Origin of the sequence: Spongiactinospora gelatinilytica (assembly GCF_003236385.1) — a bacterium.
GTDB lineage: Bacteria > Actinomycetota > Actinomycetes > Streptosporangiales > Streptosporangiaceae > Spongiactinospora > Spongiactinospora gelatinilytica.
In genome coordinates this window covers 1-13908 of record NZ_POUA01000195.1, presented here as the reverse complement: position 1 = coordinate 13908, position 13908 = coordinate 1, and the positions used below count along the sequence as shown (strand labels likewise).

At 72.5% G+C, this 13908-nt stretch carries 15 protein-coding genes; 3 read left to right on the top strand and 12 right to left on the bottom strand.

The features are described from left to right. The first annotated feature begins 367 nt into the window (after nucleotides 1-367). A complete protein-coding gene (locus C1I98_RS43080; RefSeq protein WP_199537142.1) occupies nucleotides 368-946 on the top strand; it encodes an aggregation-promoting factor C-terminal-like domain-containing protein in 579 nt (192 codons plus the stop codon). 77 nt (nucleotides 947-1023) lie between these two features. On the opposite strand, the gene C1I98_RS22975 is transcribed toward C1I98_RS43080, so the two are convergent. The 4 genes from C1I98_RS22975 to C1I98_RS22960 are packed head-to-tail and all read right to left on the bottom strand — an operon-like array spanning nucleotide 1024 to nucleotide 2591. After that, nucleotides 1024-1371 carry a DUF202 domain-containing protein gene (locus C1I98_RS22975; RefSeq protein ID WP_111169503.1) on the bottom strand — a complete coding sequence of 116 codons (348 nt, stop codon included), beginning with the start codon at nucleotides 1369-1371 and terminating at the stop codon, nucleotides 1024-1026. A 1-nt stretch (nucleotide 1372) separates the two neighbouring features. Continuing rightward, the gene (locus C1I98_RS22970; protein ID WP_111169502.1) at nucleotides 1373-1810 is read right to left on the bottom strand and encodes a YidH family protein; all 438 of its coding nucleotides are present in this window, start codon (nucleotides 1808-1810) and stop codon (nucleotides 1373-1375) included. Nucleotides 1811-1860: 50 nt separating this feature from the next. Continuing rightward, nucleotides 1861-2250: a DUF8711 family protein gene (locus C1I98_RS22965; protein ID WP_111169501.1), complete on the bottom strand. Its 390-nt coding sequence runs from the start codon at nucleotides 2248-2250 to the stop codon at nucleotides 1861-1863. Further along, on the bottom strand, nucleotides 2235-2591 hold the full coding sequence (locus tag C1I98_RS22960) for a DUF8711 family protein (protein ID WP_146607576.1): 357 nt from the start codon (nucleotides 2589-2591) through the stop codon (nucleotides 2235-2237). The genes C1I98_RS22965 and C1I98_RS22960 overlap by 16 nt, the downstream gene beginning before the upstream one ends. Nucleotides 2592-2752: 161 nt before the next feature. Here C1I98_RS22960 and C1I98_RS22955 point away from each other — a divergent pair, with 161 nt between their 5' ends. Next, a complete protein-coding gene (locus C1I98_RS22955; protein WP_111169499.1) occupies nucleotides 2753-3010 on the top strand; it encodes a ubiquitin carboxyl-terminal hydrolase 14 in 258 nt (85 codons plus the stop codon). A 22-nt stretch (nucleotides 3011-3032) separates the two neighbouring features. Here the strand turns inward: C1I98_RS22955 and C1I98_RS22950 are convergent, their stop codons facing one another. Beyond that, nucleotides 3033-4616 carry a Na+/H+ antiporter gene (locus tag C1I98_RS22950; protein ID WP_111169498.1) on the bottom strand — a complete coding sequence of 528 codons (1584 nt, stop codon included), beginning with the start codon at nucleotides 4614-4616 and terminating at the stop codon, nucleotides 3033-3035. Between the two features lie 451 nt (nucleotides 4617-5067). Continuing rightward, nucleotides 5068-6492: a hypothetical protein gene (locus tag C1I98_RS22945; protein ID WP_146607575.1), complete on the bottom strand. Its 1425-nt coding sequence runs from the start codon at nucleotides 6490-6492 to the stop codon at nucleotides 5068-5070. A 553-nt stretch (nucleotides 6493-7045) separates the two neighbouring features. Here C1I98_RS22945 and C1I98_RS22940 point away from each other — a divergent pair. Continuing rightward, nucleotides 7046-9058, top strand: a complete 2013-nt coding sequence (locus tag C1I98_RS22940; protein WP_233508093.1) for an ATP-dependent DNA helicase — start codon at nucleotides 7046-7048, stop codon at nucleotides 9056-9058. 15 nt (nucleotides 9059-9073) lie between these two features. Here C1I98_RS22940 and C1I98_RS22935 read toward each other — a convergent pair whose 3' ends face one another. Genes C1I98_RS22935 through C1I98_RS22910 form a run of 6 tightly spaced genes read right to left on the bottom strand, consistent with a single transcriptional unit; the run spans nucleotide 9074 to nucleotide 13697 of the window. After that, nucleotides 9074-9835 carry an SGNH/GDSL hydrolase family protein gene (locus tag C1I98_RS22935; protein ID WP_111169496.1) on the bottom strand — a complete coding sequence of 254 codons (762 nt, stop codon included), beginning with the start codon at nucleotides 9833-9835 and terminating at the stop codon, nucleotides 9074-9076. Nucleotides 9836-9837: 2 nt separating this feature from the next. Further along, nucleotides 9838-10275: a type II 3-dehydroquinate dehydratase gene (aroQ, locus tag C1I98_RS22930; RefSeq protein ID WP_111169495.1), complete on the bottom strand. Its 438-nt coding sequence runs from the start codon at nucleotides 10273-10275 to the stop codon at nucleotides 9838-9840. Beyond that, a complete protein-coding gene (gene aroB / locus C1I98_RS22925) occupies nucleotides 10272-11348 on the bottom strand; it encodes a 3-dehydroquinate synthase (RefSeq protein WP_111169494.1) in 1077 nt (358 codons plus the stop codon). The genes aroQ and aroB overlap by 4 nt, the downstream gene beginning before the upstream one ends. After that, nucleotides 11345-11845 carry a shikimate kinase gene (locus C1I98_RS22920; RefSeq protein ID WP_111169493.1) on the bottom strand — a complete coding sequence of 167 codons (501 nt, stop codon included), beginning with the start codon at nucleotides 11843-11845 and terminating at the stop codon, nucleotides 11345-11347. Before C1I98_RS22920 ends, aroB begins: the two co-directional genes overlap by 4 nt. Then, on the bottom strand, nucleotides 11842-13053 hold the full coding sequence (gene aroC, locus C1I98_RS22915) for a chorismate synthase (RefSeq protein ID WP_111169492.1): 1212 nt from the start codon (nucleotides 13051-13053) through the stop codon (nucleotides 11842-11844). Before aroC ends, C1I98_RS22920 begins: the two co-directional genes overlap by 4 nt. 47 nt (nucleotides 13054-13100) lie before the next feature. Further along, complete coding sequence (locus C1I98_RS22910) at nucleotides 13101-13697, bottom strand: prepilin peptidase (protein WP_158558149.1); 597 nt, start codon at nucleotides 13695-13697, stop codon at nucleotides 13101-13103. Nucleotides 13698-13908 lie beyond the last annotated feature (211 nt).

Sequence of the window (13908 nt, the reverse complement as noted above, 5' to 3'; positions counted from 1 at the left end):
GGGCTCGGAGATGTGTATAAGGGACAGGCCCGCGATCCGGATGGCCGGGCAATGCCCCGGCCATCCGGATCGCGGGCCGGTAAAACGCGCGGAACGCCCTCGTACGGCATCAGCGGTTCCTCGGCAAATTTCCGTCCTTTACGTGTCGCGGGAAACGCCGGACGGCGTGGGCCGCGTATTTCAATCCGCTTGAGAGGAATCCGTCGCGGCGCCTTCCGGAACACCTTCGCGAGAGGTGTCAAGGTCCGGCCGGCCACGCGGGCCCGCCTCGCCCGAATCCACGGGCGCGGACGGGCGGCGCACGCGGGCGAACGGAACGTCCCGTCGCCCGCGTGCCCCCGCACGCGACCCGACGACAAGGACCCAAGTGGACAGCTACCGAGTACTGCGAAACGCAGCGGCGACCTTGCTCGCCGCGGTGACCATCACCGGAGGCCACGCCACCCCCGCCCAGGCCGACAGAGACCTCGACCGGACCGACGCCGAATCGAACCGCCAGGAACCTCCCACGCTCGACCCGGCCGCCTACGAGGAGACCGCCTACGAGCCGGAGGTGCCGCGAATACAGCAGGTCACCCCGGAGCGGATCTACAAACGCAGATGGAGCACCTCGGCCAGGCCGAGGCCGAGGATCCAGGTGCCGGCGATCAAGAACAAGGCCATCGCCTTCCGCATCGTCGTGCAGCGCGCCTGGACCGTACGGCAGTTCCGCTGTCTGGACAGCCTGTGGACCCGCGAGAGCAACTGGAACCACCGCGCCACCAACAGCTCCTCGGGGGCGTACGGCATTCCGCAGGCCCTGCCCGCCGCCAAGATGGCGGGCGCCGGCTGGGACTGGCGGTCCAACCCCGTCACCCAGATCCGGTGGGGCCTTACCTACATCAAGGGCCGGTACGGCTCGCCGTGCGGTGCATGGGGCCACTTCCGCGCCCACAACTGGTACTGACGCCGGGAGCGCCCAGGGGAAGGGCGCGCTCCCGCGGCGGTGCCCCGCGGGCCGGCCGGAGACGGCCGGCCCTCGCCCTAACGGGTCAGCAGGGCGGCCGACTCGGCCACCACGAACACGGCCGCGCCCGCGGCCAGAGCGAGCACGCCGTACCAGGCCAGCACGGCGTCGGCCCGGTGGTCGAGCGGGCGTCCTTCGTGCAGCGCGCGCTGGACGCGCCGGTAGCGCACGCCCGTACGGGCGAGCAGCACGCCACCGAGCAGCGTGGCCAGCACGAACGCGGCGGCGGGCAGTGGGTTCGCGCCGCTTCGCAGGACCATCCCGGCGGCACCGAGCCCGCCCGCGGCCAGCACGGTCGCGGTCCGGACCCAGGCCAGCCTGGTCCGCTCGCTCTGCAACCCTTCATCCCACAGCGGTCGCGGCATGTCAGAGCGCGAGCAGGATGAGAACGAGGGCCAGTACGGCGACCGTCGCCACGCCGTACCCGAACACGGCGGCGAGGGCGGGCGGCGGCAGCGGCCTGGCGGTGCGCAGCGCCCGCTGCACGCGCCGCCAGCGCGGATAGGCCATGCCCGCGGCCACCGCCGCCAGCATCACCAGGACGACCGCCATGACCGTGCGCAGCCAGGGCGTGAACGCCGCGGCCGGGACCGCGGCCATCGCCACCCCTCCCGCGCTGAGCGCCAGCGAGGTGCTGAGCCAGGTCAGGAACGTGCGCTCGTTGGCCAGCGTGAACCGCGGGTCCGGTTCCTTGCCCGGCGCGGTGTGGGCGGCGTGGACGGTGTGGGCGGCGTCGGTGGTGTGGGCGGTGTGCGCGGGATCGGGGTGCGACCCCCGGGTCCCCCGCGATCCTTGAGCATTCATACCAGAAAGGCTATTTCCGCCACATTTCCCCTAGACAACCCGGGATAGCGTCAGTCCATGACGCAGGCGGCGGCGATCACCTGAAGGTACTTCGCGGTGGTGGCGGCCACCTCGCGGCCGGCCCGCGCCGAATCGGCGACCTCCATCCCGCGGTAGGCGGTGGCCAGCCCCCCAAGCGCCTCGCGCAGGGTCTTCTCCCCCGCCTTCTCGGCGACGTCGTCGAGCCGACCGGCCGCCTGGTCCAGGCGCTCTTCGACCTCCGCGGGGGCGCGGCCCTGGATCTCCTCCGGGGCCTGCTTGGCGATGGCGACCGCCTCGTCGCACGCCTGGACGCGGGCCAGCGCCCCACCGACCTCGCCCACCTCACCGCACCCGGCCACGCTCACCGCCATCACCAGCAGGGCGGCGGGGACGAGCGCGCGCGTCACGAGCCGCTGCACGCCTGGGTGATGTCGCCGAGGTACTTGGCGGTGTCGGCGGCGGCCCGCTGCGCGGCGTCGACCGCCGAGTTGACGTCGCTGATGTCGAGGTTCTGGTAGGACTTCGCCAGCCCCTCCATCGCCTCGCGCAGGGTCGTGTCACCGGCCTTGGCCGCGCCGTCCTCCAGCTTGGTCGCCGCGTCGTTGAGGGCCTTCTCCAACTCTTGGGGGTTGTTGGCCAGGCTCACCGCCTTGGACGTGATCTCACCGGCGATCTTGGTGGCCTCCAGGCACGCCTGAGCCTTGTCGACCGTGCCGCTGACCTCCTGGAGCTCACCGCACCCGGTCAGTAAGACGGCCACGGCGGAGAGGGGAAGGACCACGCGGGAAATGAGTCGCATGCCTCCGACACTACCCAAGCCGCTTCTCCCATGTGGTGACGAAGAGACACCCGATAGCGCGCACGGCTCTAGAAACTAGGATCGATTCGAGGAACGAGAATGGGCGGTTTCAAGGGGGGATCATGTCCGCTTGTGAGCACATGGTGGCGGCAGACGATCCGGCGGCGCGCACGCCGGAAGGGTGCGAGGAGTGCCTGAAGGTCGGCGGGCGCTGGGTCCACCTGCGGCGCTGCCTGGAATGCGGCCATATCGGGTGTTGTGACTCCTCACCCATGCGGCACGCCACGGCGCACTTCAACGAGACGGGCCATCCGGTCATCCGGTCCTTCGAGCCGGGCGAGGAATGGCGCTGGTGCTTCGTCGATCAGTCGATCGGCTGACCGGCACACGCCTGGGCGGTGGTCAGTCGCGTTCCAGGATGGCCTCCTCGAAGTCCAGTTCCTGCATCACGCGGCGGAGTACCTCGTCGTCGATGCGCCGCTCGTCGCGCAGCCGCACGAACACCTCGCGCTCGGCGGTGAGCATCGCGCGCCGCATGCGCCGGTAGGCCGCGCTCGGGGTCTCCTCGCCCTCCTGGCCGGTGCCGCCGCCGAGCCGTTCCCAGGCGTTCAGCGTGCGGCGTTCCTCCTTGGCCCGGAGCCGGCCGATCACCTCGGCGTGGACGGGACTCGCGGTGGCCTGGTCGGGCAGGGTGGCCAGCGCGGCGGTGGCGGCGGCCTGCTGTGCGGCGGCCTCGGCCAGGTTGTCGTCGTACACCTCGCGGTCGCTGGTGATCTTGAGTCGCCGGATCAGTGCGGGGAACGTCAGTCCCTGTACCAGCAGCGTGCCGATCACCACCGCGAACGTGAGGAAGAGCAGCAGCGCGCGCCCCTCCAGGTCCTCCGGCAGCGTGAACGCCGCGGCCAGCGACACCACGCCGCGCATGCCCGCCCAGGACACCGCCAGGATCCTCGGGAAGGACTGCGGCCCCTCACGCTCACGGATCTTCTTCGACAGGACGGGCGGCAGCGCCGCGGCGGGCACCATCCAGACGAACCGGGTCGCCACCGCCGTTCCGAAGATCGCCAGGGCGTAGCCGGCGAGCGTCCACGGGTCGTGGACCTTGAGCGCGTCGCTGACGATGCTGTGCAGTTGCAGCCCGATCAGCGCGAACACGATCGTCTCCAGGAAGAAGGCGATCACCCGCCAGAGGGCGTCGGACAGCAGCCGCGTGCCGAACCCGGCCCGGTGCATCCGATGGCCGATGTAGAGGCCGACGATCACGACGGAGATCACCCCGGACGCGTGTACCGCCTCGGCCGCCAGATAGGCGGCGAACGGGATGAGCAGCATGATCGTGTTCTCGACCAGCGGATCTTGGATGCGCTCCAGGACCCGGCCCAGCGCCCAGGCGACGGCCAGGCCGATCAGCACGCCGCCGACGGCCGCGATGAGGAAATCGAGGGCCCCGCCCAGCAGAGTGATGCCCTGGCCCATCGCGGCGGCGATGGCCACCCGGTAGACCGTCAGGGCGGTGGCGTCGTTGAACAGGCTCTCGCCGACCAGGATGGTGATCACGCGCCGGGGCAGCCCGAGCCGTCTGGCCACCGCCACCGCGGCCACGGCGTCGGGCGGCGCGACGATCGCGCCCAGCGCGAAGGCGGCGGCCAGGCCGAGCTGCGGGATCAGCAGGTGCATGACCAGGCCGATCACCAGGGTGGTGAACAGCACCAGGCCGACCGACAGCAGGCCCACGGCGCGCTTGAAGTCACGCAGGCGCAGGAAGGAGCTGTCCAGAGCGGCGGAGTAGAGCAGTGGGGGCAGGAAGACCAGCAGCACGATCTCCGGATCCAGCCGGTACACCGGCACCCCGGGCACGAACGACACCAGCAGCCCCGCCGCCACCAGGACCAACGGCGCCGGCCAGCCCCGGCGCCTGGCAACGGCGGCGAGCGCTATCGCCCCGGCGGCGAGAGCGAGCAGGCGCAACCCCGTCGCAGCGTCCACATGACCTCCAACGCCTCGTCGGAGATCAGATTACGACCCGCCCGGCCCCATCCCCGGACACCAGACACCCCAGCGCGGCTTGAGGCCAAAGCGGATACTCCGGTATATCCAGCTCCACATTGATCGCCTGCCGCACTGGGTCCGCCGGCTCACCGGCCGCCGCCCTGCGTCCCGCCGCGGCCGGGGCACGGAGGTACATCACCGGTATGAGCCTGCTCCGCTTCGACGGACGCCATCGTTGTGGTGGTCAGGCCACCCTGGCGGCGCATAGCCGGTGCCGCAACGGTGACCTGGGGAACCCGGGCACAAGAGCGCACGACATCACCCAGGACGGCGAGCAGGCGGCCCCGCCGTACACCGACCAAAACCGGGGCACACGGCACACGACAAACGCCGATGTCGGGCGAAGCCCGACACAGGGAAGGCGTCCGAGCGACAGGGAGGGCCGAGGTCACCAGTCGCGGCGGTCGTCGCGGGGGTCGTGGCCCTGTTCGGGGCGCAGGCGCTCGCCGGTGGCGAAGAGGGAGTCGTTGGGGTACTGGCGCGGGGGCTGGGCGTCGGGCTGGTAGTAGTCGTCGCCTTCGGGGCGGCCCTGGGCGCCGATGCCCAGCGGATCGTCCGGGTCGACGCCGGAGTAGCCCTGGGGGTCTTCCTCCTGGTAGCGCCTGCCGCGCTCGCCGCCACCGTAGCCGGGGTCGTCGTCGCCATAGCCGGACGTCCCGTACGGGTCGGGATGAGGGATCTGCCTGCCGTGCTGGTCGGGCGACGTGGAGTACTGTTCCGCGCTGTAGGCGTCGGGCTGGGTGCCGTAGCGGTCGCCATAGTCGCCCTGTCCCGCGGGCGGCTGGGACGACTCGGCGTAGGCCGCGTGATCGTCCACCTCGGAGGCGGAGAAGCCGTAGGGGTCGGTCGCGGGCCCTCCCGTTCCCCGGCCGCGCCGGGCGCCGCCCGGCGGCGCGGGCTGGTAGCCGGTCTCCCGGCCCTCCGCGTAACCGGGATCGGGCAGGGGCTGGTAGCCCGTGTCGCCGCCACCGGCATAGCCCGCGTCGGGGGCGGTCCGGTAGCCCGTGTCGCCACCGCCGGCATAGCCCGTGTCAGGAGCCGTCTGGTAGCCGGTGTCGGACTGGTAGCCCAGGTCGGAACCGCCCGCATACCCCAGATCGGGCGCGTTCTGATAACCGGTGTCGGACGGGTAGCCCGCGTCCGGCCCGGAGTGGTACCCCGTGTCGGAGCCCCCGGGATATCCGGTGTCCGGATAGCCGGAGTCCTGGTAAGCGGGGTCGGGGTGGTAGGCCGGGTCGGTGCCCGCGGGCTGGCGGCCGTACGGGGGGGAGTCGCCGACGATGAGGTTCTCCCTGGGGACGGCATCAGACGTGGTGTTGTAGCTCGCCACCAGTTTGTCCGGTCCGGGCGTGCCGCGCGCGACGAGCACGTCGCTCGGGCCGCCGCCGCGCTGCGGGCGCTCCTCGGCCGCGATCGGCGGCGCGACCTGCGTCTCCTGCTCCGGATAGTGGCCGCCTTGGTAGTCGTCCTCGCCACCCTGGTAGTCGGCGGCATAGTCGTCCTGCCGGGGGCGGGCGTAGTGGCCCGTCTCGGGATAGTCGCCGGAGTAGTGCTCCCCTTCCTGGGGCTGGACGGCGTGCTGACCGGACTCGACCAACTGGTCGCCCCCGGCCTCGACGTACCCGTCGTCAAGGGTGTCGATCAGCCGGCCGACGTCTTCCAGCGGCATGCGGAAACTGGCGGTGCACATCTCACCCCGCCAGAGGCTCAGTACGAGGGTTCCGTCGTGCCACGTGACCCGGAGCACCCGCTCCTGACCACGCGAATCAAAGAAGACCTCACCGAACGACGGCAACGGGACAACTTCCGACATGGAGGACATAGTGCTTTAACCAGCCTTTATTCGTCCACTCGACCCCGGAAAACCCTACCGAACCGGCGTTTTCGCCTCTCCCGCTGACCCCACCAGGATACAGAACGAAGATCAGACATACCTTCCCCTTCCCGGTGGAGACGCAATGCGGGACTTGCCGCAAGTGTGCCACGCCGCCTCCCGTCCACGTCCGGTGAACGCCGCAATGGCACCCCCGTCCGTACGGCGGGGCGGGACTTGCGGCGGTTGTCCACAGGCCGGTGGCGGCGGCCCGGCTTCATCCACAGAGCGGCACGGGCGGCCCGGCGAGCGGGTAGCGTTGACTGCCGTGCCCGACCAGATCGCACCCGACCAGACCCCAGGTGACGCCCTCGCAGCGGTAGCGACCGGCGAGGCCGGAGCCGTGCCCGCCGACCGCGACCCCGACCGCGACCCCGACCAGGCGAATACGCCGGACAAGCCCACCAAGAGCGGCAAGCCAGGCAAGTCCGGCAAGCCGGACAAGCCAGGCAGGTCTGCCAAGGGCAAGGGGGGCGAGGGCGACGGCCCCGCGCTGCCGTCCGCCACCGATCTGCTCGCCGTGGCCGTGCGCGCGCTCGGCGGCAGCGAGCGCCCCGGCCAGGTGCGGATGACGCAGTCGGTCCAGCGGGCCATCGACGCGGGCGACCACGTCGCGGTGCAGGCGGGCACCGGCACCGGCAAGTCGCTGGCCTACCTCGTCCCCGCGATCCGGCACGCGGTGATCACCGGCTCGGCCGTCGTGGTCTCCACCGCCACCATCGCGCTACAGCGCCAGCTCGTCGATCGCGACCTGCCCCGGCTGGCCGAGGCGCTGGCCCCCGAGCTGCCGCACGAGCCCGACTTCGCGATCCTCAAGGGCCGGCGTAACTACCTGTGCCGTTACAAGGTCACCGCGGGCTGGCCGGAAGACGAGCCCGACCAGCTCTTCGACCCCCGCGAGGTGAGCGCCACCGGCCGCATGGTGCAGCGCATCCAGGAGTGGGCCGAGACCACCGAGACCGGCGACCGCGACGAGCTGGTGCCCGGGGTCAACGAGCAGGCGTGGCGGCAGTTCTCGGTGAGCGCCAGGGAGTGCCTGGGCGCGCAGCGCTGCCCGAGCGGGGCCGAGTGCTTCGCCGAGCTGGCCAGGGAGCGCGCGGGCAAGGTCGATGTCGTGGTCACCAACCACGCGCTGCTGGCCATCGACGCCATGGAGGAGTTCGAGGTGCTCCCCGAACACGACGTCGTGGTGGTGGACGAGGCGCACGAGCTGGTCGACCGGGTCACCTCGGTGGTGACCGACGAGTTGTCCGGCGCGGCCGTCGGCCTGGCCGTGCGCCGGGTGGCCAAGCTCATCGAGCAGGCCACCGCCGACCGCCTCCAGGAGGCGGGCGAGACGCTGGAGGCGCTGCTCGGCGCCGCGCCCGCCGGCCGGGTGGACGACCTGCCGCCGGTGCTCGGCACGACCCTCGCGCTGGTACGCGACGCCGCCGCCGCGTGCGTCACCGCCCTCGGGCCGCGCGGCGGCGACCGTTCCGGCGGCGCGGCCCGTGACGCGGGCAAGGACGCCGAGGACATGGGCCTGCGCAAGGCGGCGTTCACCGTGCTGGACGAGGTCCACGACACCGCGCAGCGGATGCTCGACGCCTACGGCCACGAGCGGGAGATCGACCGGGCCGAGGTGGTCTGGCTGCTGGAGGCCACCGACCGCCGCCCCGCCACGCTGCGGGTCGCGCCGCTGGCGGTCGCCGGCATGCTGCGGGACAACCTGTTCGGCGACCGCACGGTGGTGCTGACCTCCGCGACGCTCGCCCTCGGCGGCTCCTTCGACGGGCTGGCCCGCCAGTGGGGGCTCGGCGAGCCCGCCGCCGGGGAGGGCGGGGCCGAGGCCAAGGGCGCGGGCTGGACCGGCCTCGACGTCGGCTCGCCGTTCGACCATCCGCGCAGCGGCATCCTCTACGTCGCCAAGCACCTGCCCCAGCCGGGCAGGGACGGCCTGCCGCAGCCCTACCTGGACGAGATCGCCGAGCTGATCGAGGCGGCGGGCGGGCGCACCCTCGGGCTGTTCTCCTCGATGCGCGCCGCCAAGGCCGCCACCGAGGCGCTGCGCGACCGGCTCGACGTCCCGCTGCTGTGCCAGGGCGACGACTCCACGATGCTGCTGGTCAAGCAGTTCGCCGAGGACGAGCCGACCTGCCTGTTCGGCACGCTGTCGCTGTGGCAGGGGGTGGACGTGCCGGGGCCGTCCCTGCGCCTGGTGATCATCGACCGCATTCCGTTCCCCCGGCCCGACGACCCGCTCACCTCCGCCAGGCAGCGGCACGTGGCGGCCAAGGGCGGCAACGGCTTCATGTCGGTGGCGGCCACGCATGCGGCGCTGCTGCTCGCCCAGGGCGCGGGGCGGCTGCTGCGGTCGCAGACCGACAAGGGCGTGGTGGCGATCCTCGACCCGCGTCTGGAGACGGCCCGCTACGGAAGCTTCCTGCGGGCCTCGCTCCCGCCGTTCTGGAGCACCAACGATCCGGCGCTCGTGCGCGGCGCGCTCAAGCGCCTCGCCGCCGGCTGATCTCGTGGCCGGATCTCAGGCGTAGGGCGTGAGGTCGGGGCGTTTGGCGGCGATGCCGTCGCCGGAGGAGGTGCCCGACAGGCGGCGGCCGATCCAGGGCAGCAGGTGCCGGCGCAGCCACTCGGCATCCTCGCGGCGCCTGACCCGCGGGTCCGTCACCTTGCGGGCCGGCCAGTGCTTGCGCCAGGGCTCCTCGCCGGGCACGCCGAGCACGTCCAGCACTCGGGCGGCGACCAGGCGGTGGCCGTCGGCGTTCATGTGCAGCCGGTCCTCGTGCCAGGCCCGCCAGTCGCGCAGGCCCTGCATCGACCAGGTGTCGACCAGGTGGCAGCCGTACAGGTCGGCGATGGACCGCACGTGCAGGTAGAAGATCGCGAACCGGCCCCGCATCCGCCGCATCAGCGGCGTGTCACGCGGATCGACTCCGGTGAACAGGACCACCTCGGCCCCGCTCTCCCGAAGGTCGCGTACGGCCCGCGCGAAGGTCTTGGCCATCGCGTCGGGGTCGCACCCCGGCCGCAGCAGGTCGTTGCCGCCCGCGCAGAAGGAGATCAGCTCCGGGCGCATCGCGATGGCCTTCGGCACCTGCTCGCGTACCACCTGGTCGAGCAGCCTGCCGCGCACCGCGAGGTTGGCGTAGCGGAAGCCGGGGTCGAGCCGGGCCAGGTGCTCGGCCACCCGGTCGGCCCAGCCGCGAAGACCGCCGCCGGGCCCGGGGTCGCTCAGCCCTTCGGTGAAACTGTCGCCGATGGCGACGAACGAACCATAGGACGCCACGGTCAGACCGGTTCGGACTCGGCGAGCGCGTGCAGGGCGAGCACGTAGGAGGTGAGCCCGAAACCGGCGATCGTGCCACTGGCCACCGCGGAGACCACCGAGGTGTGCCGGAACTCCTCGCGCGCCGCCGGGTTGGAGATGTGCACCTCGATCAGCGGCGCGGTGCGCTGGGCCACGGCGTCGCGCACGGCGTAGGAGTAGTGGGTGAAAGCGGCCGGGTTGAGCACCACCGGGATCTGGCCGTCGGCGGCCTCGTGCAGCCAGCCGATCAGCTCGGCCTCGCCGTCGGTCTGCCTGACCTCGACGTCCAGGCCGAGCCGCTGCCCGGTCTTCTGGCACAGCGCCACCAGGTCGTCGTAGGTCTGCGCGCCGTAGACGTCGGGCTCGCGGCGGCCGAGCCGGCCCAGGTTGGGGCCGTTCAGCACGAACACGGTGGTCATCGCGCCACCTCCTGGTACGCGGCGGTCAGCAGCTCGGGCGAGGGGTCTTCCAGCCTGCCGACCCGGGCCAGGCCGTCCAGGACGACGAAGCGCCGTTTGGCGCCGCGGTTCTTCTTGTCCAGCCGCATGTGGTCGCTCAGCTCGGGCCAGGCGTCGCGGCGGTAGGAGGTGGGCAGGCCGACCGAGGTGAGGATGGCGCGGGTGCGCTCGACGAGGTCGGCGCCGATGCGCCCATCGAGGCGGGACAACTCGGCCGCGTAGACCATGCCGACCGCGACGGCCTCGCCGTGCCTGATCCGGTAGTCTTCGGCGCGCTCGATCGCGTGGGCCAGGGTGTGACCGTAGTTGAGGATCTCGCGCAGCCCGGACTCACGCAGGTCGGCGCCCACCACGTCGGCCTTGACCTGGACCTTGCGCTCGATCAGCGCGCGGGTGTGCGGGCCCTCGGGGGTGGCGGCCCCGGCCGGGTCCTCCTCGATCAGCGAGAGGATCACGGGGTCGGCGATGAACCCGCCCTTGATCACTTCGGCGAGCCCGGCGACGTAGTCGGCGCGCGGCACCGACACCAGCGTCGCGAGGTCGCACAGCACCCCGGCGGGCGGGTAGAAGGCGCCCACGAGGTTCTTCCCCTCGGGGGTGTTGATGCCGGTCTTGCCGCCCACCGCGGCGTCGACCATGGCCAGCAGCGTGGTCGGCACCAGTACGACCTTGACTCCGCGCAGCCAGGTGGCCGCCGCGAACCCGGCGAGGTCGGTGCAGGCGCCGCCGCCCACGCCCACCACCGCGTCGGAGCGCGTCATGCCGTGCCGGCCGAAGGCCGACCACAGCTCGGCGGCGACCTGCGGGGTCTTGGCCCGCTCGCCGTCCGGTACGGGCAGCGGCACGACCTCGTAGCCGGCCGCGGCAAGGGCCTCGACGACGGGCCCGGCCAGCTCGGGGAGCGTGGCGGGGTGGATCACGGCGACCGTGCGCACGCCGTCGCCGAGCAGCCCGGCCGCCTCGCCGAGCACCCCGGTGCCGATCACCACGTCGTAGGGGCTGTCGCCCTTGACGGTGATGCGGGTGGCGCTCACCGCGCCACCGCCTTCGCGATCTCTTCCACGATGTCGTCCGGCTCCCGCTCGTCGGTCGTCACGGTGATCGTGGCCAGCCGTTCGTAGATCGGCCGGCGTTCTTCCATCAGCTTCTTGAGCCGGCTGCGCGGGTTGAGCACGAGCAGCGGCCGGGCCGACGCCAGCCCGACCCGCTGGACCGCCTGGGTCAGGCCGACCGCGAGGTAGACCACGGTGTGGCCGGCCAGTAGCCGCTGGACCTCCTCGGCGAGCACCGCCCCGCCGCCCAGCGAGAGCACCCCGTCGTGCCCGGCCAGCGCCGCGCGTACGGCGGCGGCCTCCAGCTCACGGAACCGCTCCTCGCCGTCTTCGACGAACACGTCGCTGACCGATTTGCCGGTGGTCTCCTCCACGTCGGCGTCGGTGTCGCGGAAGGCGACGCCCAGCCGGTCGGCGAGCAGCCGCCCCACGGTGGTCTTGCCTGAGCCCGGCGGGCCGATGAGCACGGTGACCGTCATTCGGCGGCCTCCTGCGCGCCCTCGTGGTAAGGCGGCTTCAGCATGGCCGACAGGTAGCCGGCGCAGTTGCGGGCGACCTCCTCCACGGAGTCTCCGCCGAACTTCTCCAGCGCCACATCGGCCAGCACCAGGGCGACCATGGCCTCCGCGACGACCCCAGCGGCCGGGACGGAGCACACGTCGGAACGCTGGTTGATGGCCTTGGCGGGCTCTCCGGTGTGCACGTCGACGGTGGCGAGCGCGCGGGGGACGGTGGAGATCGGCTTCATCGCGGCGCGGACGCGCAGCGGCTCGCCGTTCGTCATGCCGCCCTCGATGCCGCCCGCGCGGTTGGTGACGCGGCGCACGCCGTCGCTCTCGCCCACGATCTCGTCGTGCGCGTGCGAGCCCCTGCGCCGGGCCGTCTCGAAGCCGTCGCCGACCGCGACGCCCTTGATGGCCTGGATGCCCATCAGCGCGCCGGCCAGCCGGGAGTCGAGCCGGCGGTCCCAGTGGACGTAGCTGCCGAGGCCCGGCGGCAGGCCGTACGCGACGACCTCGACCACGCCGCCCAGCGTGTCGCCCTCCTTGCGGGCGGTCTCGATCTCCTCGATCATGACCGCGCTGGTCTCCGGGTCGAAGCAGCGCACCGGGTCGTCATCGACGGCGGCGAGGTCGCCGGGGCCGGGGAGCACGCCATCGGGCGCGGCGACCGTGCCGATGCCGACGACGTGGCTGACGATCTCCACGCCCAGCGCCTGGCGCAGGAAGTTCACCGCGACCTGGCCGAGCGCGACCCTGGCCGCGGTCTCGCGGGCGCTGGCCCGGTCGAGGACGGGGCGGGCGTCGTCGAAGCCGTACTTCTGCATGCCGGACAGATCGGCGTGGCCGGGCCGGGGCCGCGACAGCGGCGCATTGCGCGCCTGCCCCGCCAGCACGTCCGGATCGACCGGGTCGGCGGCCATCACGGTCTCCCACTTCGGCCACTCGCTGTTGCCCACACGGACGGCCACCGGACTGCCGAGCGTGCGGCCGTGCCGCACGCCGCCGACGATGGTGGCGACATCCTGCTCGAACTTCATCCGCGCACCGCGGCCATGACCGAGCCGGCGGCGGCGCAGCGCCTCGGCGATCTCGGGGGTGGTCACCTCGACCCCGGCGGGCAAACCTTCCAGAATCGCGACGAGTTCGGGCCCATGCGACTCGCCTGCGGTCAACCAGCGCAACATGGGGACAAGTCTTCCATGCGCCGCACCGTTATGGTGTCACACCCCGCTCACCACGCGTGCAGCACGGCCAGCGCGCCCAAGATCATGAAGGGGCCGAACGGGATTTCGGTCGCGCGGTGGGCGCGGCGGGCGGCGAGCAGCCCCACGCCGTACACGGCGGCGAACAGGTGGGTGAGCACGACGGCCGCGATGACCGAGTCCCAGCCGGTCCAGCCGAGCGCGGCGCCGAGGGCGAGGGCGAGCTTCACGTCGCCCAGGCCGAGCGCGGCCGGGCGGAGGATGAACAGCACCGCGTAGAAGCCGGCCAGGGCGATCGCGCCCGCGCCCGCACGCTGCAGGTCACCGGGCCGCCCGGCCGTCACGGCCTCGACGGCCAGCAGGACGGTGACCCCGGCGTACGCGGTGATGGTCAGCTCGTCGGGCAGCCGGAAGTCGGCGACGTCGATCACGGCGAGCGGCACGGCGGCGACCACGAGCCAGCCGTACGCGGCCAGCTCCCAGGGCGACTCGAACCGTACCGCCGGCCCGGCCAACGCCACCGCGGTCACGACCGCGTACGCCCCAGCGGAGTACCGGCCTTCCGGCCCATCCCCGACGTGCCGCCGTACCGACTCCCGCTGCCACAGGCCGGCCAACCCCGCCACAAGAGCGATCAGACCAACGATCAGACCGGTCGGCACCCGCCGACCCTAGCCCACCACCCCCAGCTAATGGGACCGGATCGGCACGATCAGCCACGGTGTGCGGGGACGAGTACCAACGATTCGCCCACAGGCGGAACAAGCACCCCTGCCGGAGCGCGGGATCGGCGACCAACCGCGGGGACGGCGGACGGGAGGTGGTGCGCCGGGGGCG